At 55.5% G+C, this 26,066-nt stretch carries 19 protein-coding genes; 8 read left to right on the top strand and 11 right to left on the bottom strand.

Annotation, left to right across the window (positions count from 1 at the left end; genetic code table 11):
- Window positions 1–3 precede the first annotated feature (3 nt).
- Window positions 4–153: a 50S ribosomal protein L33 gene (rpmG, locus tag BN4275_RS01580; RefSeq protein WP_016317424.1), complete on the bottom strand. Its 150-nt coding sequence runs from the start codon at window positions 151–153 to the stop codon at window positions 4–6.
- A gap of 182 nt (window positions 154–335) precedes the next feature.
- Window positions 336–554: a helix-turn-helix domain-containing protein gene (locus BN4275_RS01575; protein WP_066452913.1), complete on the bottom strand. Its 219-nt coding sequence runs from the start codon at window positions 552–554 to the stop codon at window positions 336–338.
- A 247-nt stretch (window positions 555–801) separates the two neighbouring features.
- Here BN4275_RS01575 and BN4275_RS01570 point away from each other — a divergent pair, with 247 nt between their 5' ends.
- The 6 genes from BN4275_RS01570 to BN4275_RS01545 all read left to right on the top strand — a co-directional run bounded on the left by BN4275_RS01570 (window position 802) and on the right by BN4275_RS01545 (window position 6,850).
- Entirely contained in the window at window positions 802–1,872 is a 1,071-nt protein-coding gene (locus BN4275_RS01570; RefSeq protein ID WP_066452912.1) for a D-alanine--D-alanine ligase family protein, read from the top strand.
- 40 nt (window positions 1,873–1,912) lie between these two features.
- Window positions 1,913–2,728 carry a glutamate racemase gene (gene murI, locus BN4275_RS01565; RefSeq protein WP_066452911.1) on the top strand — a complete coding sequence of 272 codons (816 nt, stop codon included), beginning with the start codon at window positions 1,913–1,915 and terminating at the stop codon, window positions 2,726–2,728.
- A 71-nt stretch (window positions 2,729–2,799) separates the two neighbouring features.
- Window positions 2,800–3,231 carry a YwiB family protein gene (locus BN4275_RS01560; RefSeq protein WP_066452909.1) on the top strand — a complete coding sequence of 144 codons (432 nt, stop codon included), beginning with the start codon at window positions 2,800–2,802 and terminating at the stop codon, window positions 3,229–3,231.
- Between the two features lie 34 nt (window positions 3,232–3,265).
- Window positions 3,266–4,960: an arginine--tRNA ligase gene (gene argS / locus BN4275_RS01555; RefSeq protein WP_066452907.1), complete on the top strand. Its 1,695-nt coding sequence runs from the start codon at window positions 3,266–3,268 to the stop codon at window positions 4,958–4,960.
- 33 nt (window positions 4,961–4,993) lie between these two features.
- Window positions 4,994–6,208: a homocysteine S-methyltransferase family protein gene (locus tag BN4275_RS01550; RefSeq protein ID WP_066453261.1), complete on the top strand. Its 1,215-nt coding sequence runs from the start codon at window positions 4,994–4,996 to the stop codon at window positions 6,206–6,208.
- 18 nt (window positions 6,209–6,226) lie between these two features.
- On the top strand, window positions 6,227–6,850 hold the full coding sequence (locus BN4275_RS01545) for a flavin reductase (protein ID WP_066452905.1): 624 nt from the start codon (window positions 6,227–6,229) through the stop codon (window positions 6,848–6,850).
- A gap of 864 nt (window positions 6,851–7,714) precedes the next feature.
- On the opposite strand, the gene BN4275_RS01535 is transcribed toward BN4275_RS01545, so the two are convergent.
- The 5 genes from BN4275_RS01535 to glmU form a co-directional block, all read right to left on the bottom strand.
- On the bottom strand, window positions 7,715–8,746 hold the full coding sequence (locus tag BN4275_RS01535; protein ID WP_066452899.1) for a hypothetical protein: 1,032 nt from the start codon (window positions 8,744–8,746) through the stop codon (window positions 7,715–7,717).
- 388 nt (window positions 8,747–9,134) lie between these two features.
- Window positions 9,135–12,605: a transcription-repair coupling factor gene (gene mfd, locus BN4275_RS01530; protein ID WP_066452897.1), complete on the bottom strand. Its 3,471-nt coding sequence runs from the start codon at window positions 12,603–12,605 to the stop codon at window positions 9,135–9,137.
- 22 nt (window positions 12,606–12,627) lie between these two features.
- Entirely contained in the window at window positions 12,628–13,245 is a 618-nt protein-coding gene (gene pth / locus BN4275_RS01525) for an aminoacyl-tRNA hydrolase (RefSeq protein WP_066452895.1), read from the bottom strand.
- Window positions 13,246–13,320: 75 nt separating this feature from the next.
- On the bottom strand, window positions 13,321–14,280 hold the full coding sequence (locus BN4275_RS01520) for a ribose-phosphate diphosphokinase (protein WP_066452893.1): 960 nt from the start codon (window positions 14,278–14,280) through the stop codon (window positions 13,321–13,323).
- A 33-nt stretch (window positions 14,281–14,313) separates the two neighbouring features.
- Entirely contained in the window at window positions 14,314–15,702 is a 1,389-nt protein-coding gene (glmU, locus tag BN4275_RS01515) for a bifunctional UDP-N-acetylglucosamine diphosphorylase/glucosamine-1-phosphate N-acetyltransferase GlmU (RefSeq protein ID WP_066452891.1), read from the bottom strand.
- Window positions 15,703–15,930: 228 nt separating this feature from the next.
- On the opposite strand from glmU, the gene ppdK reads away from it, so the two are divergent.
- Complete coding sequence (gene ppdK, locus BN4275_RS01510; protein WP_255420052.1) at window positions 15,931–18,573, top strand: pyruvate, phosphate dikinase; 2,643 nt, start codon at window positions 15,931–15,933, stop codon at window positions 18,571–18,573.
- Window positions 18,574–18,893: 320 nt separating this feature from the next.
- On the opposite strand, the gene BN4275_RS01505 is transcribed toward ppdK, so the two are convergent.
- From BN4275_RS01505 to BN4275_RS17105, 4 genes are all read right to left on the bottom strand, one after another.
- Window positions 18,894–20,765, bottom strand: a complete 1,872-nt coding sequence (locus BN4275_RS01505) for an extracellular solute-binding protein (RefSeq protein ID WP_066452885.1) — start codon at window positions 20,763–20,765, stop codon at window positions 18,894–18,896.
- Window positions 20,766–20,779: 14 nt separating this feature from the next.
- A complete protein-coding gene (locus BN4275_RS01500; protein ID WP_066452884.1) occupies window positions 20,780–22,912 on the bottom strand; it encodes an ATP-binding response regulator in 2,133 nt (710 codons plus the stop codon).
- Window positions 22,913–22,986: 74 nt separating this feature from the next.
- Window positions 22,987–24,456 carry a GntR family transcriptional regulator gene (locus tag BN4275_RS01495; RefSeq protein ID WP_066452882.1) on the bottom strand — a complete coding sequence of 490 codons (1,470 nt, stop codon included), beginning with the start codon at window positions 24,454–24,456 and terminating at the stop codon, window positions 22,987–22,989.
- A gap of 27 nt (window positions 24,457–24,483) precedes the next feature.
- Window positions 24,484–24,723 (bottom strand): hypothetical protein, encoded by a 240-nt coding sequence (locus BN4275_RS17105; RefSeq protein ID WP_154018785.1) that lies wholly within the window; start codon window positions 24,721–24,723, stop codon window positions 24,484–24,486.
- A 196-nt stretch (window positions 24,724–24,919) separates the two neighbouring features.
- On the opposite strand from BN4275_RS17105, the gene BN4275_RS01485 reads away from it, so the two are divergent.
- Window positions 24,920–26,053: an FtsW/RodA/SpoVE family cell cycle protein gene (locus tag BN4275_RS01485; protein WP_066452878.1), complete on the top strand. Its 1,134-nt coding sequence runs from the start codon at window positions 24,920–24,922 to the stop codon at window positions 26,051–26,053.
- The last annotated feature ends 13 nt before the right edge of the window (window positions 26,054–26,066 follow it).

The following is a 26,066-nucleotide window of genomic DNA, read 5'->3' as shown; positions in this document are numbered from 1 at the left end:
TCCTTACTTCGTTTCTTTGTGAAGGGTGTGTTTCCGACAGAATTTGCAGTATTTGTTCATTTCGAGCCTGTCGGGATCGTTCTTCTTGTTTTTCATCTTGTTGTAGTTGCGCTGCTTGCACTCTGTGCAGGCCAGAGTAATTTTTACTCTCATTTTTCGGCACCTCCTGATTTTACCGGATTTTTTTGCCTCCCTCGTAAAGGAAACACTGGTTTTTGGACATAAAAAAATAACCCTTTTAGAGGTGTAATTATTGTATCATAACGAGCATGGCTCGTCAAGCCCTTTGTTATGCGGTTTTGGGGAATATTTTTTTGTTTTCCGGCGCTGGGCGTTCACTTTTGCGGGGGCGCCGGGTTATTGGTGCGTCCAAGCAGATAATCAGTGCTGGTTTTGTAGTAATCCGCCAGCACCAGCAGGTGCTCGACCGGGATCGTCCGAAAGCCCCGCTCATACCGGGAATAGACCGTCTGCGTGATCATCAGGATTTTGCTCACCTGCTCCTGGGTCAGGTCATGGTCGGTCCGCAGGTCCTTAAGCCGCTGGAAATACATAAATGATCCCCCCTGTGAATATTTTATGTAAGTACCAAACGGAACTAGATGTGCCAATACCATACGGTACTATTTCAGGAACGTGCGCATCCCGCCCGCTGCAAATCCCCCCCGCGCACCGCCCCGAACATGGCGAAACATGCAAAAATCGCATTGGAAACACCTCATAATTCTAATTGCGGTCTATTGTGAATTATGTTAGAATATAGATTGAATTATTATGTGATTAAGATAAGAGGGAACGCTTTTGGAAAAGAAAACCGTCGCAGTCATTTTCGGTTCCGTTTCAAGTGAATATGAGGTTTCGCTGCGCTCCGCAACCTCGGTGCTGCAGAATATCCCCCGCGACCGCTATGACGTCGTCATGCTCGGCATCACAAAGGACGGCCGCTGGTATGAATACACCGGTGACGTAAGCCTCATCCAGCCGGACAAATGGCTCGAAAGCGGCCATGTTGTCCCCGCGATCCTTTCCCCCGACCGCGCGGCGGGCGGCATCACCCGCTTCACCCCGCGCGGCCCGGAGAATGTAAAGATTGACGCGGCCTTTCCGGTGCTGCACGGCGAGCACGGCGAGGATGGCACCATCCAGGGGCTCTTCGAGATGGCTGGCATCCCCTATGTGGGCTGCGGCGTGCTCGCTTCCGCCGCCTGCATGGATAAGGACATTTCCCACATCCTGCTCGAGAGCGCCGGCATCCGCACCAATCCATGGGTCACGCTCACACGGGCGGACTGTGCGCGTTTTGGGGAAATCGAGCCGGCGCTCGCGGAAAAGCTCGCGTATCCGATGTTCGTAAAGCCCGCCAACACCGGTTCTTCGGTTGGCGTGAGCAAGGCGCGCGACGCGGCGGCGCTGCGCGAGGCGCTCGAGTGCGCCTTCCGGTACGACCGCAAAGTGCTGGTCGAAAAGACCGCCGTCGGCGCCGAGGTCGAATGCGCGGTGCTCGGCAACTACGGCGACGCGTCCGCCTCGGTGGTGGGTGAGATCGTCCCGCATCATGAATTCTACGACTATGAGGGCAAATACCTCGACGATTCGACCGATCTTTATATCCCGGCGCGCATCCCGCAGGAAGTCTCTGAAAAGATCCGCGAAACCGCTGTCAAGGCATTCGCGGTCATGGGATGCACCGGGCTTGCCCGGATCGATTTCTTCGCGGAGGCGGACGGCGGCGTCATCCTCAACGAACTCAATACCATCCCGGGATTCACCTCAATCTCGATGTACCCCAAGCTTTTTGCGGCGTCTGGAATTCCTTATCCCGAACTGATCCACCGGCTGATCCAGCTTGCAATTGCGAAAAAAAACTGTTAAAACGCAAAAAAATTCACCATACTGAAAGGAGGGTTTCCCGATGGACAACAGGGCGATTGGTATTTTTGACTCGGGGCTCGGCGGGCTCACCACCGTCAAGGAGCTGCGCAAGCTTCTGCCGAACGAACACCTGATCTATTTCGGCGATACAGGGCGGATGCCCTATGGAACACGCGGGCGGGAACTCGTTCGCAAATACGCCGCACAGGACATTCACTTCCTGCAGCAGTTCGACGTCAAAATGATCATTGCCGCCTGCGGCACGGTCAGCGCGACCATTACGCCGGAGATGGTCAAATCGATCGGGGTCCCCTTTTCCGGCGTTGTGCTTCCCGCCGCGCAGGCGGCCTGTGCGGCCTCCACCGGCGGACGCATCGGCGTGGTCGGCACTCCCGCGACCGTCCGTTCGGGGGCTTACGGCCGCGCAATCCGCAATATTTCGGCTGACATGCGGGTTTTTGGCAGCGCCTGTCCTCTGCTTGTACCGCTCGTGGAAAATGGATTCATCCAGCCGGACAACCCGGTCACCCGCATGGTGGCCGAGCGTTACCTGAAGCCGATCATCGAAGAGCAGGTCGATACGCTCATCCTGGGCTGCACCCATTTTCCCATCATCTATGACATCTTCAACCAGCTTCTCAATTACAAGGTCACCCTTATCGATCCGGGCAAGCAGGTTGCCCGCTGGGCACAGTCCTTCCTGGCAAGTGAGGACCAGCTGGCTGAAGGCGCGGGAAAATGCGAATTCTATGTGACCGATTCAATCGACAACTTCAGTGATATTGCCGGGATTTTCCTTGGCAGCGATCTGACCGGGCAGGTCACTCAGATCGATATCGACGCGGTCGAAATCTGACCCCGCCCGCAAATCCCAAAAACATCCGAGAAAGCGCTTTGTGAAACGCCTTCCCGGGGAGGAATCAGGATATGAAAAAAGACGTAGTGATCAAAATCAAGGGCGTTTACCGCCAGGACGGCGACGAGGACCAGGTCGAACTGTTCACGACCGGCTCTTACTATAAGCGCAACGGGCATTATTACATCGCTTATGACGAATCGGAAGCCACCGGATTTGAAGGCGCCCGGACGGTGCTCAAGGTGGAGGACAGTGAGAAGGTCACCCTCACCCGTTCCGGAGGACACGCCCGTTCCCAGCTCATCGTAGAGCGCGGCGTGCGCCACCAGTGCCATTATGACACCGGCTACGGTCCGATGATGATCGGCGTTTCCGGCGACCGGATCGTTTCCGACCTCACCGACAGCGGTGGGAATCTGGAGTTTGCCTATTCGCTCGACGTCAACACCCTGCTTGCCAGCGAAAACGCTGTTTTTATCAATGTGCGCGAACAACCCCAATAAATGAAAATCATAAATAATAGGATGTGTAAAACCCATGACCAATCCGGTTTCTGACGCAAAAAAATCGATTGAGGGGCTGGTGCGTTCCGCGCTGGAAAAAGCCTCCCAGGCAGGCAGCCTGCCCGTCTGCGGCGAACTGCCCGCCTTTGTTGTGGAAATCCCCGCCGACACTTCCCATGGCGACTTTGCCACCAATGTCGCCATGGCAGGCGCGCGCGCCTATAAATGCGCGCCGCGCAAGGTCGCCGAAGCCATCTGCCAAAATATCGCCCTCGAAGGCACCGCCTTCGACCGGGTCGAGATCGCGGGCCCGGGCTTTATCAACTTCTTCCTGGGCGCGCAGTGGTACGCGGACGTGGTCAAATCGGTCCGCGCAGGCGGTGACCGCTATGGCCGCACCGATTTCGGCGGCGGCCAGAAGGTGCAGGTCGAGTTCGTTTCGGCCAACCCCACCGGCCCGATGCACATGGGAAACGCCCGCGGCGGCGCCATCGGCGACTGTCTGGCGGCGGCGCTCGACTGGGCCGGTTATGACGTGACCCGCGAATTCTACGTCAATGACGCGGGCAACCAGATCGAAAAGTTCGCCTGCTCGCTCAATGCCCGCTACCTGCAGATTTATAAAGGCGAGGACGCGGTTCCCTTCCCGGAGGACGGCTACCATGGCGAGGATATCAAGCTGCGCGCCCGCGAATTCGCGGACATCCACGGCGACAAATTCCTAGATGCTTCCGAACAGGAGCGTAAGGACGCGCTGACCGCCTACGCGCTGCCGAAAAATATCGAAAAGCTTAAAAACGACCTCGAGAGCTATCGCATCCATTACGATGTGTGGTTCCGGGAAAGCACGCTGCATCAGGGAGCGATCGACGACGCGATCCGGCTTCTGACCGAGCGCGGCATGACTTATGAGAAGGACGGCGCGCTCTGGTACAAGGCCACCGAGAACGGCGGTGAAAAGGACGAGGTGCTGGTGCGCGCGAACGGTTTTCCGACCTACTTCGCGGCGGATATCGCCTATCATTACAATAAGTTCGCGGTGCGCGGCTTCGACCGGGTCATCAATGTCTGGGGCGCCGACCACCACGGCCATGTCGCCCGCCTCAAGGGCGCGATGGATGCGATCGGACTCAATGGGGACAAGCTTGATATTGTGCTGATGCAGCTGGTGCGGCTCACCAAGGACGGCCAGCCGGTCAAGATGAGCAAGCGCACCGGCAAAGCGATCAGTCTTACCGATCTCATTGAGGAGGTCCCGGTCGACGCGGCCCGCTTCTTCTTCAATATGCGCGAGCCAAACTCCACCCTCGATTTCGACCTCGATCTCGCGGTCGAACAGTCGAGCCAGAATCCGGTTTACTATGTCCAGTACGCGCACGCGCGCATCTGCTCGATCCTCAAAAAGCTCGCCGAGGAGGGCATCACTCCGCGCAGCTGCTCCGACGCGGAGCTGCGAAACCTCACCACCCCGGAAGAAACCGCGATGATCCGCACGCTGGCACGCTTCCCGCAGGAAATCGTCGACGCGGCGCGTAATTACGACCCCGCCCGGCTCACCAAATATGCGGTGGATGTGGCGACCAGTTTCCACAAATACTATAACGCCTGCCGGGTCAAGGGTGAGGAAGAGCCGGTCATGCAGGCGCGGCTCAACCTTTGTATGTCGGTCAAAACAGTATTACACAATGTATTAACGCTTTTAAAAATTACTGTTCCAGAATCCATGTAATTGCCGGTCGACGGCGGAAAGGAATTTATGGCCATGAATGGGAAAGATCGATTGCGGCTGCCGCTCCTTCTGGACGGCGCGACCGGTACCCAGTACATGAAGGAAGGGATGCCCAGCGGCGTCTGTGTCGAAGAATGGGCCAGCGAGCATCCCGAAGTCATCCGCAAAACCCTGCTTGGTTATGTGCAAGCGGGCAGTGACATCGTCTATGCGCCCACTTTTCTTGCAAATGCGGGGAATCTGAAACTGCACGGCCTGAGCGAGCAGGTGCAGGAGCTCAACACAAAAATTGTCCGCATCGCGCGGGAAGCGCTTGAAGGGCGCGGCGTCCTGCTCGCGGGCGATATGTCCACCACCGGCCTGATGTGCGAACCGTTCGGGGAAACCGAATTCGTGCATCTCATCGGCATCTATGCCGAACAGGCGGCCGCGCTTGCCGACGCGGGCGCCAACCTGCTCGTGATCGAAACCATGTCCTCGCTCTGCGAATGCCGCGCCGCGGTCATCGCCGCGCGCCAGACTGGGCTGCCGGTCTTTCTCACCATGACGGTCGGCGCGGACGGCCACACGATGTGGGGCGACGACGCGCTCGCCAGCATGCTCACCCTGCAGGACATGGGGATTTCCGCCTTTGGGCTGAACTGTTCCGAAGGGCCGGAGGATATGGTGCCGCTCTTTGAAAAGCTCGCGCCGTATGCCAAAATCCCGCTCATCGCCAAGCCAAACGCGGGCAATCCTCCGCTTACGCCCATTCAGTTTGCCAACAAATGCGCGCGGCTCATGCGCCGCGGGGTCTCGATCATCGGCGGATGCTGCGGGACCGATCCGGAATATATTGAAGCGCTGCGCCACATGGTGGATTCGTTCGATATCGATAAGGTGAAGATTCCGCCCGCCGACTATGATATCATCGCGGCCGGACGCAATGTCTATTACCTCGACGACGGCCTCGAATATTCCGAACCGATCATCTGTGAGGTGGATATGGCCGATTCTCTGCTCGACGTTTCGCATGAAAGCTGCGACGCGGTCCTGATCCATTTGGACACACCGGACGACGGCTACCGTTTCTCCCTCAACGCCCACATGATCGATATGCCGGTTGCGTTTGAATCGGAATCGCTCGAAGCGCTGGAAAACGCACTCCTTCACTACAATGGCAAAGCATTGGTGGTTTCCACTTCCTGTGAGATCGAAAAAGAAGATCTCGAAGAGGTCGCCGCGCGATACGGCGCTGTTGTATTGTGACAGAAAGGATAATGAAAAATGGATTTGCAAGCCTTCTTTAAAATGTCCTATGGCCTTTATGTGCTCAGCTCGGCTTTTGACGGCAGGCAAAACGGCTGCATCGTCAACACAGTCACCCAGGTGACCGCAGAGCCGCCGAAAGTTGCCGTTGCCGTCTCCAAAAAAAATTTCACCACCGAACTCATCGAAAAATCCGGCGTATTTAACGCTGTTCCGCTAACCCAATCCGCCGATATGGAAATGATCGGCCGGTTTGGATTCAAATGCGGCCGGGACACCGAAAAATATTACGGCATCTCCTTCGCGGTCGATGAAAACGGCGTGCGCTACCCGTCCCAGCATGCCGCTGCCGTCTTTTCCTTCAAGGTGATTGACAAGCTCGACCTTGACACCCATCTGCTCTTTGTGGGCGAGGCCGTCGAAGCCAAAAAGCTTTCGGATGAACCGGTCATGACTTATGACTACTACCATACGGTGGTCAAGGGCACCACGCCTCCGAATGCGCCGTCCTACAAAAAACCCGCGGAAAAACACGGCTGGCGCTGCAAAGTCTGCGGCTACGTCTACGAGGGCGAAGAACTGCCGCCGGACTTTATCTGCCCCATCTGCAAGAAAGACGCCAGCTTCTTTGAAAAAATCTGAGTTCGCGCCCGGGTATTGCGCCCTTCGCGCGCCTGAAATTCGCGCGTTTCGCCGCGCACCACTCCTGCGCGTTTCGCCGCGCACCACGAGGTACTTTCTTGCTCGTGCAAGAAAGTACCCAAAGAACACGCGCGGGGACACCCCGCGGCCCCCTGCGCGCGCTTTTGTTGCCGCTTTGCGGCAAAGATCGCGCGCAATCTGCTTAGATGCCACGAAGTGAGCCGCGCGATAAAAAGCACGCGGGGCATATCGCCGCAACCATTGCGGCGATGCGCTGCGCGCAAAGCGGACAAACGGATTCAAAAATAGGGCGGAAAGCACTTTGGTGCTTTCCGCCCTTGTCTGTTTGGCTGCAAAACGGGATGGGACGCGCAAGAGCGGGCCGCAGGCCCGTTCATCTCGACTCTTGCGCGTCCCGGACAGTTTTGCTATTCGTCAGGTTTTCCATAGATATCATCGTCTGTAAGCCGGATCTCACCATGTTCCAATTCATACTGTTCGATCTCCCGCGTCAGCATCAGTTCAATGATATTTGTCATAGAGCGGCGCTCCATTCCAGCAATCTTACGTATTTTTGCATGTGTCTGTATGTCAATTCTCAAGGTGAATAAACCTCTGATTACCGCCATGCTGTCACCACCTTTCCAACGACAGTTTAGCATCTTTTCACCTGCCTGTATGCCATCAGTCTGGTGTCAGCCTGGTATCAGATTCATTCATTTTGACACCAGACTGGTGGCAGACAAAGCGAAGATTTCCTGATATTATGTACTTGCACTTTTAAGTGTGCCCGGCTGTTGTTAGGGAGACGGACAGCCGAAAAAAGCCTCCTGCTTAAAGCAGGAGGCTTTTTTATCTTCTCTTTTACAGTTTTAGTTTATCCGGCGTATAGCGCTTGAACGAAGCGTCGTTATAGGTCACGCCGCTCACAGCCGCTGCCCACTCGTCCAGCTTGGCATTGAATTCATCCGCGCGCAGAAGCTGGATCAGCGCCTCTTTGCGTGAAGTGAAGTCATTTTCATTCTCCGTGATATCGTACCGCTGGAACAGGTAGATGCTCGATTCGGTTTCCACCACGGTCGGCACGCCATTTTCAGCGCCGAACACCGCGTCGATCACCTTCTGGTCATAGTTGGTGTTCTCTTTGCTCAAAAAGCTGAAAGAAGTGCCGGGCTCCGGTTTTTCGAGTTCTTCATTGCCAGTGACTTCTTTCTGCGCTTCGTAAACAATCTCCTCCATATCCTTGCCCGCCTGGGCCTGCTTGAGGTATTTGTCCACGATTTCGCGCGCTTTTTTGTTGTCGGATTCTTTCTGTTCGGCATCCTCGCTCTGGCTGAAATTCAACGGGATCAGAATAATCTTCGCAAAATCATTGTAGAACTTGTCTTTGAGCTCCTGCTCCGGTACGGCTTCACTGCCGCCTTCGCCATAAATCGCATTGAAAATGAGCTGGCGCTTCTGGTCGTTGGCAGTCATCATGACATAGGAGTCCTTCGAGATACCGTTTGCCTGATAGGCTTCCCCAAGGTACTGCCAGTAGGAATCTGCCATCTGGTTGACCAATGTGGTATCCGCATCGGACATGGTGAGGCCGAGCTCATTAAATTTCTGCTCCACGGCAATGAACTTATTGAGGTTCGCCTTTGCATCGGAAATCATTTTATCCGACGCCAAAACGCCGTCGATCTGCTCCTTGAGCGGATCTTTGGTATCCTGCGGCAGCTCCGCCGCAACCGTATAGTAGGCGTTCATCACCTGCGAAATATATACGCCCGCCGGAACGGTCAGATCTCCCGCTTTTGCGGCCCAGGTGGTATCGCCGCCGGCACATGCCGCCATGGAACCTGCCATCATCAGCGCCATACCAAACGCAAGGCCCTTTTTCACAACATTCATTTTTCAAATTCCTCCTAATTGGGGGTTCGCCCGTTACATACTTTGATATTATACTACTTCCCATTTGAAAAGTCCATATGAATTTTCCCTGCAAAAAATTTGACCGCATCGAAAATTATTATGCCCGGAATATAATCTGCAAAATAGCTGGACAGGAAATCCCGTTTTGCCGCGCCGGTTTTTGAACGCGAAGCGTTCTTTCAATCCGCTTGTCCGCTTTCGGCGCAGCCGGTTTTCGCAACGGTTGCGAAAACCCGTCCCGTGCGATAAGCGCGGAACGCTTCGTCTGCTCTGCGAGGGAAGGCTGGGGGATTTTCAAGGGGGCCGCAGGGGTCCCCTTGAATGCCCTTCTTTGGGTACTTTCTTGGGCAAGCAAGAAAGTACCCCCTCAGCGGGCAGCGTCGTTCATTGCGGCGAGCGCTTCGCGGATGGTATCGAGCGGCGTCTGGCCTTTTGCGATCTTGACGGTGATATACGGTTTATTGCCCGCGCTCACCATCACGCGGCCGCGCAGTTTAACCGCAAGGCTGCCCGCGCGGGACATATCCATAACCTCCGGGTAGAGCAGCACCGCGTCGCCGCGCTGGGAGATCTCCTTGATTCCCATGAGCGACGCCGTATTGCGCACGAGCGCCACATCGACCAGGCCCTTGACCGCCTCCGGCGGCTCGCCGAACCGGTCGATCAATTCGTCGATGAGGTCCATCGCATCGTCCTCGGTCTCGATGCCCGCAATTTTCTTGTAGATGTCGATCCGCTGCGCAAGGTTGTCGATATAATCCTCCGGGATGTGCGCGCCGACCCGCACGTCGACCATACATTCGGTCGCGGCGCCGGTCGGGGTTTCCCCGCGCTGTTCGGCCACCGCGTCGGAAAGCATCCGCAGGTACATGTCGTAGCCAACCGCCTCCATGTGACCGTGCTGCTGCGAACCCAGGATGTTTCCCGCGCCGCGGATCTCCAGGTCGCGCATCGCAATGCGGAAGCCCGACCCGAACGAGGTGAATTCCCGGATGGCGGCAAGCCGTTTGGTTGCGATATCTGAAAGCTGCCTGTCTTTGCGGAAGGTGAGGTATGCGAACGCGCGGCGGGAAGAACGTCCGACCCGCCCGCGGATCTGGTAAAGTTGAGAAAGCCCCATATAATCGGCGTCCTCAATGATCAGGGTGTTGCAATTTGGCACGTCGACGCCCGTTTCAATGATGGTGGTGCAGACCAGGATATCCACCTCGTAGTCGAGCAGCTGCTGCCAGACACGCGAGAGGTGCTCCTCAGTCATCTTGCCGTGCGCGGTCACGATCCGCGCGTCCGGCACAAGCTGCTGGAGCTTATAGGCACAGCTATCGATGCTTTCAACCCGGTTATGCAGGTAGAAAATCTGTCCGCCGCGCCGCATTTCGCGCTCGATCGCCTGCGCGATGATCCCCCAGTCGTGCTCAATGACATAGGTCTGGACCGGGTGGCGGTCCTGCGGCGCCTCCTCCAGGATCGACATGTCCCGGATGCCGCTCATCGCCATGTTGAGGGTGCGCGGGATGGGCGTCGCGGAGAGGTTCAGGACGTCGACCGTGGCGCGCATCTCCTTGAATTTTTCCTTATGCCGCACACCAAAACGCTGCTCCTCGTCGATGATGCAAAGGCCCAGGTCCTTAAATTTCACATCGTTCTGCACCAGGCGGTGGGTGCCGATGATGATGTCGATCTCCCCGCGGCGCAGTTCGTCCAGAATCTGCTTTTGTTCCTTGGGCGTGCGAAAACGCGAAAGCAGCTCGATTTTAACCGGGAAGCCCTCCATCCGGCGGCGCACCGTGTTGTAGTGCTGCCAGGCAAGGATGGTGGTCGGGCAGAGCAGCGCGCACTGTTTGCCATCCATCACGCATTTAAAGGCTGCCCGCAGCGCCACCTCGGTCTTTCCAAAGCCCACGTCCCCGCAAAGCAGCCGGTCCATCGGGACGGTGGCCTCCATATCCGCCTTGATTTCATCGATACACCGCAGCTGGTCATCGGTTTCCTCATACGGGAAGCGGCGCTCAAAGTCATTCTGCCAGTCGGTATCCTTGGAAAACGCATAGCCTTTCACCTGCATGCGCTTCGCATACAGTTCAGTCAGCTCTTTGGCCATGTCTTCCACGGCCTTTTTCACCCGCTGGCGGGTCTTCTGCCACTCAACCGAATTGAGTTTGCTCAGTTTGACGTTTGCTTCTTCCCGTACGCCGACATATTTGCTCACGAGGTCGAGCTGGGTGACCGGCACAAACAGCGTGTCCGTGCCGGCGTAGCGGATCTTGATGTAATCTTTCACAATCCCCTGGATATCACGCTTGACGATCCCTTCGAATACGCCGATACCATGCGCGGTGTGCACAACATAATCTCCCGGCGAAAGGTCGCTGATATCCCGGAGCTTTTTGCCTTCTTTCGGGTGGGGCTTACGGGCCTTCTTCTGCTGTGAGACCGCCTTCGACTGGGAGATGACCGCCAGCCGGAGATCGGGATATTCCATCCCCGCGGACATGCTCGCGCCCATCACATAGACGAGCTTCGGCGTGAGCGGGCCGATCTCCCGCACCTGCCGGGAGGCAATCCCGGCGCGGCGCAGATCCTCGGTCAGCGTTTCGGCGGCGCGGTCGGTGCCCGCGAACACCACGACGCAGTAGTCCTGCTCCATGTAATGGCCGACCTCTTCGCGCAGGGTGGCAATCTCGCCGCTCCAGGAGGAGAGCTGCACCGCGTTGACCGAAACCATGTCCCGCAGCGGAATGTCACCCACCGACCGCACAAAGGTGTCAAGCAGCACGGTGTTGGAGCGGGACGCCGCCGTTTGCAGATCTATAAAATCCCCGTTATATTTGTCGCATCCCCGAAAAAGCACGCCCTCCTCAAACAGGATTTTGATATCCTCGTTTTGCTGGGCCTGCGCGGCTTTCAGCGCTTCGCGGCAGTTTCCGGTGTCGCAGAGGAAAAAGACCGCGTCGGGCATATAATCAAAGATGGTGGCCGGCTCCGGGTAGAGAAGCGGCAGAAAACGGTCGAGGCTCTGCGGCATCACGCCGCCTTCAATCTTTTCCATCTCCTGCCGCAGCTTTTCTTTTGCAAGTTTCCCCTGGGTGCCGCGGATACCGGGGATCGCTTTTTCCAACAGCTTCAAAAGGCGTTTGGGGCTGTCGGCCACAACTTCGGCAGCCGGGGTGATATCCACCGATTTCACCGTGTCTTCCCGTCGCTGAGTTTCAATTTTGAAGGTGGAGATGGTGTCGATCTCATCTCCCCAGAATTCGATACGGAACGGGTCCGGCATATGCGGCGGAAAAAAGTCAAGGATACCGCCGCGCTGGGAAAACTGGCAGACGCCGTCAACCTGATCCGAACGGGTGTAACCCGCGCCAACCAAAAAAGCTGTCAGCTCGTCCATCTGATAGGATTCCCCAGCACGCAGGGTTCGAGTGCGTTTTGCAAGCACAGGGGGCGGCATGGTATATTGGAGCGCCGCCTTCGCGGAGGCAACCACCACCCGCAGCTTTCCCGCGGCGAGCCTGCCGAGCACGCTCAGGCGCGCGTGCTCATATTCATGCGAAACGCCCTGTACATCGTAGAAGGTCATCTCCCGCGAAGGGAAGAGCGCCGCCGTGCCTTCTCCCGCCATGATATTGATATCTTCACAGATGCGCACCGCGTTCGCTTCGTCGGGCACGACCACAAGCCCGCTCTTTTCGAGCGGGCCTACGATGGACACGATGGTATGCGCCTTGTGCGCCCCCGAAAGGCCGGTCACCAGCACCGGCGTGGCGGATTTTTCGACCGCATTCCGGACGCGCATGAACGCCGCGCTGTTTTCGAGGAGATGTTCAAAACCTTTCATTACGCTTTCCTTTCGGGTATTCTCAGGAGTTAAACCGGTTCATCGCCAGATCGGTTTTTCCTTCGACAATGAGCATCGCCGCTTCGGCCGCCGCTTCGAAGGTCTTGTCCAGCGTGTCGGAAAGCTCCTTTGGGAATTTTCCCAGCACCCAGTCCGCCAGGTCGTATTCCGGATGCGGTTTTTTTCCCACGCCGATCTTGATGCGCGGGAAAGTGTCCTTCTCCAGCAGGTATATGATGCTCTTGATCCCGTTATGCCCGCCGTCGCTGCCCTGCCTGCGGATACGCATGCGCCCGGGTTCAAGGCTCACATCGTCAAAAAGCACCAACACCCGCTCCGCTGGAATTTTATAGAACCTGGCGGCTTCGCGCACCGCTTCGCCGGAATTGTTCATGAAGGTGGACGGCTTCATCAGTAGCACCCGGTGAGCGCCGATCATCGCGTCGGCGGTGAGGGATTTAAATTTGAGCCGGTCGATTTTCACCCCCAGCTTTTCCGCCAGACAGTCGACCGCCATAAAACCCGCGTTATGCCGGGTTGCCTCATATTTCGCGCCGGGATTTCCAAGCCCCACCACCAGAAACTCCACCGGCCCGGTGGGGGCGGGGGCGGAAGATTTCGTTTTCCATTTTCCAAACATTTCTGATTCTCCATGCCAAAGGACGGGATATGCAGCATATCCCGCCTCGTTCTTTCCTGTCGTTTTGCGCCCGTTTCAGCCGAAAAGCGGCGAAACCGGCTTGTCTTCATAGATTCGGGCGATCGCCTCGGCAAAAACCGGCGCGACCGAAAGCATTGTGATCTTATCAAGCTGCTTCTCCGGCGGGACCGGGATCGTATCGAGCAGCACCAGTTCCTTGATGCAGCTTTTTTCGATCCGCTCGAACGCCGGGCCGGAAAGCACCCCGTGGGTAGCGCAGGCGTAGACCTCAGTGGCGCCGCCCTTTTCCAAAATCGCCTGGGCGCCGTTGCAGAGAGTTCCCGCGGTATCAATCATATCGTCGATGATGATCGCCCGTTTGCCGCGCACATCGCCGATGATGTTCATGACCTCCGAGACGTTTGCCTTCGGGCGGCGCTTATCGATGATCGCGAGCGGCGCGTCGATGCGTTCGGCGAACTTGCGCGCCCGTGTAACCGATCCCAGATCGGGTGAAACAACCACCAGCTCCTCCTTCCTCCCGGAAAAACGCGAGCCGAAATACGGCGCGAGCAGCGGCACGCCCAGCAGATGGTCTACCGGAATATCGAAAAAACCCTGAATCTGCGCCGCATGCAGGTCCATTGTGAGCACCCTGTCGGCGCCCGCCGCCGAGATGAGGTCGGCCACCAGCTTCGCGGAAATCGGATCGCGGGCCTTCGCCTTACGGTCCTGCCGCGCGTATCCGAAATACGGGATCACCGCGGTAATCCGCCCGGCCGACGCGCGTTTGAAAGCATCGATCATGATGAGCAGTTCCATCAGATGGTCGTTGACCGGGCTGCAGGTGGACTGCACGACAAACACATCCGACCCGCGCACGCTCTCATTGATGGATACCGAAACCTCCCCGTCTGAAAAAAGCTTCACTTCGCTTTTGCCCAGTGGAAGCCCCAGGCTGCGGGAAATCTGAAACGCCACCTCCGGATTTGAATTGCCGCTGAAAATCTTGATGTCTTTCCCATGCAGATTCATTGCGCGGGCCCCTTTCCATATCCTTTTTTCCGCTCACTTCTGATCCTTCTTGAAACCGATATTTTTGTCGGCCCAGTCTTCCTTGATCTCCTGCCGCACCCGCCCGATGGCGAGCGCGCCGTCCGGCACCTTGCCCGTGACCGTCGTACCGGCCGCCGTATAGGCTCCCGCGCCGATCTTCACCGGAGAAATCAGATTGGTGTTGCAGCCGATGAAGGCCCGGTCCCCGATTTCGGTGCGGTATTTACGGTTGCCGTCGTAATTGGCTGTCACCACGCCGCAGCCAAAGTTACAGAAGCGCCCCACATCGCTGTCGCCGATGTAGGTCAGGTGGGCCACCGAAGTGCCCTCGCCCAGCGTGGAATTCTTGATCTCCACAAAATCCCCGATCTTCACCCGGTCGCCCACATGGCTTCCCGGGCGCAGCTGGGTGAACGGGCCGATGCGCGCGTCCTCCCCCACCGTCGAATCGGTGACATAGGAGGAAAGAATTTTACTGCCCGCGCCGATCGTGGAATTTTCGATCCGGCTGTTCGGGCCGATCACGCTGCCCGCGCCAATCGCGGTAGTCCCCAGTAGGATGCTTCCAGGCAGGATCTGCGCGTCCGGCGCGATTTTGACGCCCGGCGCGATGATAATCCCGTCATCGCACGGGATATCCGCGCCGTTTTCAAGGTGGCGGTCGATCTCCCGCTGGCGCGCGATCTCATTGAGCTGCTTGAGCGCTTTGCGGTCGTTCGCGCCCAGCGTCGCGTCGCTGTCGGCGCAGAGGTACCCGCCCACCGGCAACCCCTCCCGCACCGCGATCCCAACCGCATCGGTCAGGTAATATTCGCCCTGCGCATTCTGGGGCCGCAACTTTTCGAGCGCCTCTCGGAGGAACGCCGCGTCAAACCAATACGCGCCGGAATTGATTTCCGTCACCGCGCGTTCGGCTTCGGTCGCGTCCCGTTCCTCCACAATGGCGCGCACCCCGCCGTCCTCCCCGCGCAAAACCCGGCCATAGCCGGTCGGATTTTCAATCCGGGCGGTCACGACCGTGACCGCGTTTTGCGCGGCGCGGTGCTGGCTGAGCGCGCCGATAAGCACCTCGGCGCTCACAAACGGCGCGTCGCCGTTTAAAACCGCCACATCGCCGCCCCGCAGAAGCGCGTCGCGCGCCATCATGACCGCATGGCCGGTGCCAAGCCGTTCGGGCTGGAGGACAAAATGGCATGCGGGGGTGACCGCGGCGCGCAGGGAGTCGGGGTCTTTGCCCGCCACGATGTAAATTTCTTCGATTCCCGCCGTACGGCAGGCGTCTTCCACCCACCGGAGCATCGGTTTGAACAGCACCTCGCAAAGCACCTTGGGACGGCTGGATTTCATCCGTTTGCCGTCGCCCGCCGCGAGGATGATCGCAAAGGTACGTCGATTATCCATGGGGAAAACGCCCCGCCTTTCCGGTTTTGTAAATGTAGGAAGTTACTACTTATATATTATGTCAACTTTTTTGGCAGTTTGCAAGAGAAGGAACCGTTATTTTGTCAAAATATCGGCAATTATTTTTGTATAGAACCACTGGAAAAGCCCCATATTCTCTGGTATAATACAGGTTGATCCGAGAAAAAAATGGTAAAGGCCAAAAAATTATTTGGAGGTAGGTTTAAAGTGGGAAAAAAATTCGTCTACATGTTCTCCGAAGGCAACGGCAAAATGCGTGAGCTTCTCGGCGGGAAAGGTGCGAACCTTGCAGAAATGACAGGTCTTGGAATGCCTGTCCCGCAGGGCTTCACCGTTACGACCGAAGCTTGCACCCAGTACTATGAGGACGGCAAGAAAATCAACGACGCCATTCAGGCCGAGATCTACGAGTGCCTTGGAAAGCTCGAAAAGATTGCCGGCAAAAAATTTGGCGACATGGAAAATCCGCTGCTCGTCTCGGTCCGTTCCGGCGCGCGCGCTTCGATGCCCGGCATGATGGATACCATCCTCAATCTGGGCCTCAACGACGAAGTCGTCGAAGTCGTCGCCAAAAAGACCCAGAACCCCCGTTTCGCTTACGACTCGTACCGCCGGTTCATCCAGATGTATTCCGACGTGGTCATGGAGGTCGGCAAGGCGTACTTTGAAAAGCTCATCGACGAGATGAAAACGAAAAAGGGCGTCAAGCTCGACACCGAGCTTACCACCGACGACCTCAAGGAGCTGGTCCGCCAGTTCAAGGCCGAATATAAGGCCAAAAAAGGCGTGGATTTCCCGTCCGACCCCAAAGAGCAGCTCATGGGCGCCATCATGGCGGTCTTCCGCTCCTGGGATAACCCCCGCGCCATCTATTACCGCCGCATGAACGACATCCCCTCCTCCTGGGGCACCGCGGTCAATGTCCAGATGATGGTCTTCGGCAACACCGGCGACAATTCCGGCACCGGCGTGGCCTTCACCCGCAACCCGGCCACCGGCGAAAAGAAACTCTTCGGCGAGTTCCTCATGAACGCGCAGGGCGAGGATGTCGTCGCCGGCGTGCGCACCCCGCAGACGATCGACCAGCTCAAGGAGATCATGCCGGAAGCCTACAACCAGTTTGTTGAAATCTGCGGCCGTCTCGAGAAGCATTACCGCGATATGCAGGACATGGAATTCACCATCGAAGACCGCAAGCTCTTCATGCTGCAGACCCGTAACGGCAAACGCACCGCCGCAGCCGCGCTTAAGATCGCCTGCGATCTGGTCGACGAGGCAATGATCACCGAGAAGGAAGCCGTCTGCATGATCGACCCGAAACAGCTTGACGCGCTGCTGCATCCGCAGTTCGACGCCAAAGCCCTCAAAGCCGCGAAGCCGATCGGCTCCGCGCTGCCCGCTTCCCCGGGCGCCGCCTGCGGCCGCGTGGTCTTTACCGCCGAGGACGCCACCGAGTGGGCCAAGCGCGGTGAGAAGGTCATCTTGGTCCGCCTGGAAACCTCTCCGGAGGACATCGAGGGCATGAACTACTCGCAGGGCATCCTGACCGTCCGCGGCGGCATGACCTCCCATGCGGCGGTGGTTGCGCGCGGCATGGGCACCTGCTGCGTCTCCGGCTGCGGCGACATCATCATGGACGAGGAAAATAAACAGTTCACCCTTGGCGACAAAACCTATCACGAGGGCGATTATATCTCGCTGGACGGTTCGACCGGCAATATCTACGGTGAAGCCATCCCGACCGTCGAGGCGGACATCTCCGGCGATTTTGGGCGTCTGATGAGCTGGGCGGACCAGTACCGCACCATGCAGGTGCGCACCAACGCCGATACCCCGCGCGACGCCGCGCAGGCGCTCTCCTTCGGCGCCGAGGGCATCGGGCTCTGCCGCACCGAGCACATGTTCTTTGAAGGCGAACGCATCAAGGCCATGCGCGAGATGATCGTTTCGAAAACCGAGGCGCAGCGCCGCACGGCGCTTGCCAAACTGCTGCCGTACCAGCGGGGCGATTTCGAAGGGATCTACGAGGCGATGAAAGGCCTGCCGGTCACCATCCGTTTCCTCGACCCGCCGCTGCATGAATTTCTGCCGACCGCCGAGGAGGATATCCAGGCGCTGGCCGGCGAGATGAACATCCCGGTGGAGGAGCTCAAAAACACCATCTCCTCGCTGCATGAGTTTAACCCCATGATGGGCCACCGCGGCTGCCGTCTGGCCGTCTCCTATCCGGAGATCGCCGAGATGCAGACCCAGGCAGTCATTGAGGCCGCCCTCAACGTCCAGAAGAAACATCCCGACTGGAAGCTCATTCCCGAAATCATGATTCCGCTGGTCGGAGAGGTCAAGGAGCTTGCCTATGTCAAAGGCATCGTGACCAAGACCGCCGACGAAATCATTGAAAAATCGGGCGTCAAGCTTTCCTACAAGGTCGGCACCATGATCGAAATCCCGCGCGCGGCGCTCACCGCCGACGAGATCGCGACCGAAGCCGAATTCTTCTCCTTCGGCACCAACGACCTGACCCAGATGACCTTCGGTTTCTCACGCGACGACGCGGGCTCCTTCCTCGACAGCTACTATGACAAGAAGATCTACGAGTCCGACCCGTTTGCCCGTCTCGACCAGGCTGGCGTTGGCAAGCTGATCAAACGCGCCTGCAAGCTCGGCCGTCAGACCCGCCCGGACATCAAGCTGGGTATCTGCGGCGAACACGGCGGCGACCCGAGCTCGGTCGAATTCTGCTGCAAACTCGGCCTCAACTACGTTTCCTGCTCGCCTTTCCGCGTGCCGATCGCAAGGCTCGCCGCGGCGCAGGCTGCCATCAAGCAAAAGGCGGCCAGTGAGAATTAATCCTGTGTAAAAGTTGAGGGAATTCAGGCACACCGCTGCATAAAATCACCGCTTGTCTAAGCGGATAAAACAATAGAGCGTATTACCACAAATCATGGGATTGGTGGTAATACGCTCTTCTTTTCTGCCTTGAAGCCAGTTTGGCGGAGAAATTGATGGTGACGCATTTATGGATGAACCTGATTGGGCCGATACCGATTGCTGTGGCGCGATTGATGCCCTGGACATGCTTTTCAAACAGTCTGCCGATGGGGTGAATCCGTCCCAGCAGGACAGTAAGGGAACACGACTCCCGAAACCCGGACGGGCTTTAAAACCGTCTAATCACGATCCCACACCAGGGTAAGCCGGCCATCCTTCGCAGGAGAGATGGTTTCTTCCTGTTTGACGGCGGAAGTGACCAGATCAATGTTTTTGCCAAGCTCGCTGTGGACAGCTAGAGCAGAAGCGATATAGGATTCATCAATGGAGGTCGCCCAGGCGGCGACGGTGTAGCGCTTCGTATCTTCAATTTCACTGCCGTCCGCCAAAGTCAGTTTTATGACGTTTTCGTTTTGATCACGCCAGGGGGCGTATTCCATCGCGAGGCCGGAAAATGCATACATGGCGTTTATTTCTTCGCCGTTGATGATGGGATGTTCCATAAGCGCCTTCAGGTTTTCCCCGGTGATTTCATAGGTGGTCAGATAGTCCTCGGCGCCCAGCCCCCGCAGATAAAAGCGGTACAGCATGGTCACGTCGCTCTCATAGAATTTCGCAAAATTTCCTTTGTAGTAAACACAGTGGGGGATGAGGGCGATCTCCGCCCCGGTTGCGTTGCGCATGGCGTCGGCAATAAAGCTGCTGGTCTCCAGGATGGTAAAGTCCTCGGTGGCGGTTCCGATGGACCCCTCCGGCTTCTGGGCGGCTGAAATATTTTTAATCAGAGCATCCGTTTCAGCAATGACCTGCTCCAGGGTCAGCTTGCCTTCCAAGTATGCCTTCATCGTTTGGTTATGAAGATCGTTTCCAATTTTGTCCGCAAAAAAGATCCGCCCGTTTTCAATACAGTTTTGTATGTCCCAAAATTCTTCTCTCAAGTTTGCCTGGGCGGATTTCACGCTGCTCAGACCCGAAAAGACTTCCAGCAAGGCTTCCTGTCCCTCATTGGTGCTGAGGAACGCAAAGATGTCCAGCAGGATCTGCTTTTTATCAGGATCCTCCATGGATAATTTCGACAACGCCATACTGCGCCCCGGCGACATCTGCATCCACCGCTCCCCGGGAATATCGGATGGGTAGCCGAAAAAGTCGATCTCACACGCCGGCTGTTCGTCCTCGTACAGGGAAAACATCGTCAACTGTTCCGGCAGCATGGCGATCTCACCCGCGTAGAGGGCGCGTCGGTTTTGTGTCAGGCTGGAGGAGAAGTCGTCCTCCACCACGATGCCGCGGTCATAGAGCGTTTTGTGCACTGCAAAATACGGTTCCAGCAAGCCTTTGCAAGAGGCTTGACCATTGCAGAACAGGTCATACTGCTCCCGCTTTTCCATGGTGGAAAAGACGGCGCGATTGCTAAATCCCAGCCCGACCCCATCCATGGAGTACTTAAAGCAGGGGACAAAGGGACGGATTCCCTGCGCGGAAATTTCATCGCACAGGGCGTAAAATTCATCGATTGTCTGCGGGATTTCCCAGCCGTGCGCCTCGAACAGGCTTTTGTTGTAAAAGATGCCCTGCACCGAGTTATTGATCGGGAGCTGATAGAGCCTCCCGTCGGAGCTTAAATCGTTCAGAACGGATTGATTATACCGGGAGGTAAAATCCTCCGCAGACAGATCGTAAAAAATCTCGCCGCTTACCGCCGCGTCTTTTACAAACCCTGTAATGATAATATCCGTTAAGTCCTTTTGAACGCGGGGATGTTTTGCGTACGTCTGAATGTCGGGAATGCTGGGCTGATTCAGCGCAACGACGTCAACGCCGGGGAATTCAGCCTCAATGGCAAGCTCTATCGGTCCTAGACTGCAAGGGGCATATAGGCCGATGGTGACGATGGTTTTCTCAAAATCCACCGGCTCATAGGTCAAAATCTCATTGTCCGCGCAGAAACGCGACTCTATCTCCGATTTGTGCGGCGTGTTGGCGCAGCCCGCCAACCCCAGCAGCATGGCGCCCGCCAATAACAGACTGAAAAAACGCAGCGTTTTCATATGTCAATTCCTCTTTAATGTATGTATCGGATAAATAACTTCTTGATAACCTCAATTTCTATCGGCTTACTGATATGAGCCTGCATTCCACAGGCGAGAGATTTCTCCACATCCTCCTCAAAGGCGTTTGCGGACAGGGCGATAATGGGAATGCTCTGTCCGTCCATATGGGCCGATCCGCGAATTGCGGCAGCGGCTTCCAGGCCATTCATCACCGGCATTTGGATATCCATCAAAATGATGGAATAATATCCCATGGTGGAGTTTTTAAACCGTTCCACAGCTTCCGCGCCGTTTTCCACCCCGTCGATCACAAAGCCAAGCTCGGTCAAAAGCGCTGTGACAATTTCACGGTTGATTTCGTTATCCTCTGCCAACAGGATTCTCTTGCCATGCAAATATGCGGGCAGCTCCCCGTTGCGCCCATCTTCCGGGCCGGTTTCGCTCAGCACGGTTTTCTCCAGGGGAAGCTCTATGATAAATCTGCTCCCCTGATTCAATTTACTCTCCGCCTGGATTGTGCCGTTCATCAGTGTCACAAGGCTGTGCACAATCGCCAAACCCAAGCCGCTGCCCACATTGGCGGAGATCAGAGAGGATTCTTCCTGCTCAAAGGGATGGAACATCTGCCGCATAAACGCTTCACTCATGCCGATCCCGGTGTCCTCGACGATAAAGCGGGCCCTGGTGTAATTCCCGTTTTCCTGTACTTCCCGGTATGTAAGCGTCACGGTTCCCTGCTCGGGCGTAAATTTAATGGCATTGGAAATTAAATTGATGAGACACTGCTTGATGCGGACGGCGTCTCCCAAAAAACCTCGGTGGAATGTACCCGGACAAACCAGACGGAAGTTCAGCGCTTTCTCGCCCGCTGGATAAGTTTCCAACTGGACAACGGTATCCAGCAGCTCCTTCATATCGAAAGCCGTGTGCGAAACCCGCAGCTTTCCGCTTTCGATCCGGCTTAGATCCAACACGTCATTGATAATGGAGACAAGATATTCACCGGACTGTTTCGCCTTTTGCGCACAGTCCACCACAATATCCGGTTTATCCGCGTTGTGCAGCAGCAGATCGTTTAATCCGATCACGGCTGTCAGCGGTGTCCTGATATCGTGGGATACTTTGTTCATAAAATCGCTTTTCAATCTGGTTTTTTCCTGCTCCAGCTCGCTTTGCTGTCCCTTTTTCACATAGTAGAAAATCCAGACCAGAGCCAGAGCCACCACGGTTGAGAGGGTAAGCCCAATCATAATGATCACACTGCGCATTGCGTCAAAGGTTGTCCGGGCCGTGATCGAAATGGGGACTACTATGACGATGCTGTTGCCCCCACTTTCCGGGAAACTTTGTATCCGCCATGTTTCTTCGTCTATATTTGCTATAATTTCGACTTCCTGCCGCTCTTCCAGCCCCCATTGCAGCGCAAGTATCTGCTGCTCGTCCACCTTCTTTTCCCGCAGGGTGTGGAGCAGGTTGTATCCTCCAAAATAATCGTTGGCGGTTGCCTTGGTTGGCCGCAGCTCAATCACGCCCTGCTGATTCACCACATAGGAAGCTCCCAGATTCTCATACAGCGCAGTTGCTGCGATCTCTGCGTAGGTGTTTGAATCCACCAGCATTAAAACGCCGATTAATTTTTTATTATCTATGGCGGCATTGCGCAGAGGAGCCATAAAGACCCAAAAGTCGCCTTTCGTCTGTACGGTGCAATAATCCGTCCGGATTTCGTCCGAGGTTCTCAGCTTCTTGATTTCTTCCGACTCGGGCGGTACGATTCTTTCTCCTGAAAGGGAGGTGCAGGTTCCGTCCTCAGCCAGCAGGTATAGGTTCTCAAAGCCCAAGAGCAGCTCCCGCCCCTGCTCCAGCGATTGAACATGGTTGTTCGCTATGACCAGGGCCGCCTGCCTCACCTTGTCCTCATAATTTTGCCGCAGCAGAAGCAGCTTTTCTGAAATGAGGGTGCTCATCTGACTGATGGATTCGACACGCTCGTTCTGTATGGATTGGTTCAAATGACGATATGTAGCGGTAAACAACAACGTTTCAAAAATGAAAAGTACCGCCAGCAGAATGGTCACCCATCTGAGCCGCAGCAGAACTTCCGCTCCGGCATTCTTGATTTTGCTGTTCATTCCCCTTTTCATTTTGTTCCTCCGGCCCCCTCGGCATAGAATCCCGCCACATTTGTACCAGATATATTTCCGGGTTCACCAAAAAATTATTTCCATAGCTGAGAGCCGTCATAGATATCCTTAACTGTTTTCCAGTAGTCCAGTCTTTTGCACTCTTGAATGATAAGCCGATGGGTGTACGCGAACATTTCCGAGGCTTGTTTTGCAAACGCGCTTTGATCTCCGACAAGCAGTGTGTTTGCAGCTTCTACACACTTGCGGTGTATCTCAAGTTTTCCAGATGCATTGGCGCTGTTTATCAGTCCCGGTATCTTTCGGCCAATTCGATAGTTCTTGAGTATAATCCGATAGATTGATTGCAGCGCTTCATATGGAATCTGCTCTGTCAAAAATTCCAGCAGAATAATCGGCGCTGGCTGATATAAATCCATGTTTTTTTTCGCGGCATCCAAATTCCGAATGAAATCCTGCATCTGTGCGCGGGAGGCATGATTCGCAACATGGTAAGCTACCCCTTCCACCGTAAGGGAAAGCAGCTCCAAACACTCAAAGTACCTTCTGATGTGGCTGGCGATTAACCGCGGGTCCAAAGGGATCTCGTTTAACGCGTGTATATTGGCAGATACAAAAATCCCTCTGCCTCGAGTTGCTTCCACAACTCCCCATTTTTGCAGGCATTGGATAGCCTGCGTAGTCGTGTTCACACTGACGCCGTATTGTTTCTGCATCTGAGCATGAGACGGCAGCCTGTCTCCAGGCTGATAATAGCCGATAGCAATAAGTCCCAGAATATCCAGATATATGCTGGAATAACGCACTTCCGCTGTTTTCATCCATTTATCAAGGCCCTGAACACCGATACGAAAGGGGGAATCGGCGGGAACGTAACATTGAAAATCATGCCGTGAGATCGTAATCCTGTGAATCTCTGTAAGGAAATTTCTGATCACATCGCTTGCAGGAGTCGCGATTCTGCTTTTGTTTATAAAATCGATGAGCGCCCGCTGATATGCGACACGCGATCCAAAATTGCTTTCCCTATATTCCAGTTCTAAAAAGCCGAGAGCGTCAACCGCATGAAGGCTTAACTCATTTTCGCATCTGGCAATAAAAAACCGCCAGAATCGTTTCGAGTTTTTCCAAAAGAGTTTTGGCTGTTTGGGATTCAATTGCCGAACTATTTTTTCGGGAATATCCCAATCGTTCTTGCCGCACAGAGAAATCCCATGGCATATGAGCGGATAGCAGAGAATTTCCGCTGTTTTTAGGATATCTGTCATAACCGGGATATCGGGTTTTTCCAAATTATCCGCAGAATTGCTCTCCGGGTTTGCCTGATCAAAAATAACCACAGAAAGCTGCCGCTCTTTCGTCTCAATCAGCCCTGCTTCAATCAGCATTGCTACCACACGGCGTATCGTTTTATTGGAGACTTTGTACTCCCTGCAAAGATCGGCATAGGAGGGGAGCGCAGTGCCTTTTGGCATCAAGCCGGATTCGATCTTGTTCTTTAAAATTTCAAATATTCTGTCATATTGAAATTTATCGTATTTCATTTTATCTCTACCTCATAGGACATTTCTTTAGATGGAACTGACAAGAAATATCCGCTGAGCCATCAGAAAAGCAATGGCTGTTTCATCCTTTGTCCGAATATATTTTTGCGCGCAGCGATCTGTGTACCTATACCAAATAAGTTTATCATAAAAATGGAAAATGTCAATTAACCAGGCGATATATGTCGAAATGCGCGGCGTAAAAAGATTCGTCCCGCGCAGATTTTTGCCTAACCAAGCAGCTTTCGCTTTTCCATCTGTTTTCACCCGCGTTGTCCCGTCTCCTGTCAAGGAAGCGGACGCCCTTCAGGAGCGGATAATCCAATCCCCGTTTTCCGCTTTTTTCAGGGGCTGCCGGTTGTAATTTGCCGGAGGATTCTATATAATAGGGATTGGTCATTCGACAAAAAAGTCCTCCCGCAAGGCCTCAGGGAAATTCCTTCAGGCCGGAAAGCATTTGCATATGAAAAAATTCTTTCGTTCCATTGCCTCATATATCCGGCAGACCGATAAATGGCTCTGGTTTTTGTGCCTTTCCCTTTCCGCTTTCAGCGTCGTGCTCATCTGTGGGATCGCCTATTCCGGGCTGGTCGACATCGGCCTGCGCAAAATACTCGTCCAGATCGGCGCCACCGGCCTGGGCGGCATTGCCGCGATCATCCTTTCCAAGCTCGACTATCACGAGATGGCCCGCCTGTGGAAACTGCACGCGCCGCTCGCCTATCTGCTGGTGATCCTGACCTTCTTTTTTGGGGTCGGAGCCGAGCTGCGCCCGGACGACAAATCCTGGTTTGTGCTGCCCGGCGGCTTTACCTTCCAGCCAACCGAAATTCTCAAGATCTCTTTTATCATCACTCTTGCCTACCATCTGCATATCCTGCGCGAGCAGTTGAACCGCCCGCACAACATCCTCGCCGTCTGCGCGCACGGCGCTGCGCCGATTTTGCTCGTCCATCTCCAGGGGGATGACGGCACCGCGCTGGTGTTTGCCGTGATCTTTGCCGGGATGGTCTTTGCCGCGGGGATTAACTGGAAATATATTGCCGGTGCAATCGCCGCGGCGATTGCCGCCTTTCCTTTTATTTGGTTCTTTATCCTCAGCGATTTCCAGAGGCAGCGGTTTTTGATCCTTTTGCAGCCGCATGCCGCCGACCCGCAGGGGGATTACTACCAGCAGTACTGGGCCAATCTTGCGATCGGTTCCGGCAAGGTCTGGGGCAAGGGGATTTTTTCCGGCAGCCACCGGTATGTTCCGGAAATGCATAATGACTTTATCTTTTCATTTATCGGGGAGTCGCTTGGGTTTGTCGGCAGCCTTGCCGTGGTGTTGGTGATCACGCTGCTCTGCGTCCGGGTCCTTTCGGACGCGCAGATGGCGCAGGACCTTCAGGGCAAGCTCATCTGCGTGGGGGTCTTTTCAATGATCTCCTTCCAGGTGGTCGTCAACATCGGCATGTGCCTCTCGCTGCTCCCGGTCATCGGCATCACGTTGCCGTTTCTCTCGTCGGGCGGTTCGTCCGTGCTCGCCTCCTATATGGGCATCGGGCTGGTGCTGTCGGTCTATATGCACACATTAAAGAATCTATTCAGTAAATAGCAGAAGGAAAGGA

The sequence above is a fragment of the Anaerotruncus rubiinfantis genome (assembly GCF_900078395.1).
In the GTDB taxonomy this organism is placed as follows: domain Bacteria; phylum Bacillota; class Clostridia; order Oscillospirales; family Ruminococcaceae; genus Anaerotruncus; species Anaerotruncus rubiinfantis.
Note: the sequence above shows the minus strand (reverse complement) of the source record. Positions and strands in the feature narration are given on the sequence as shown.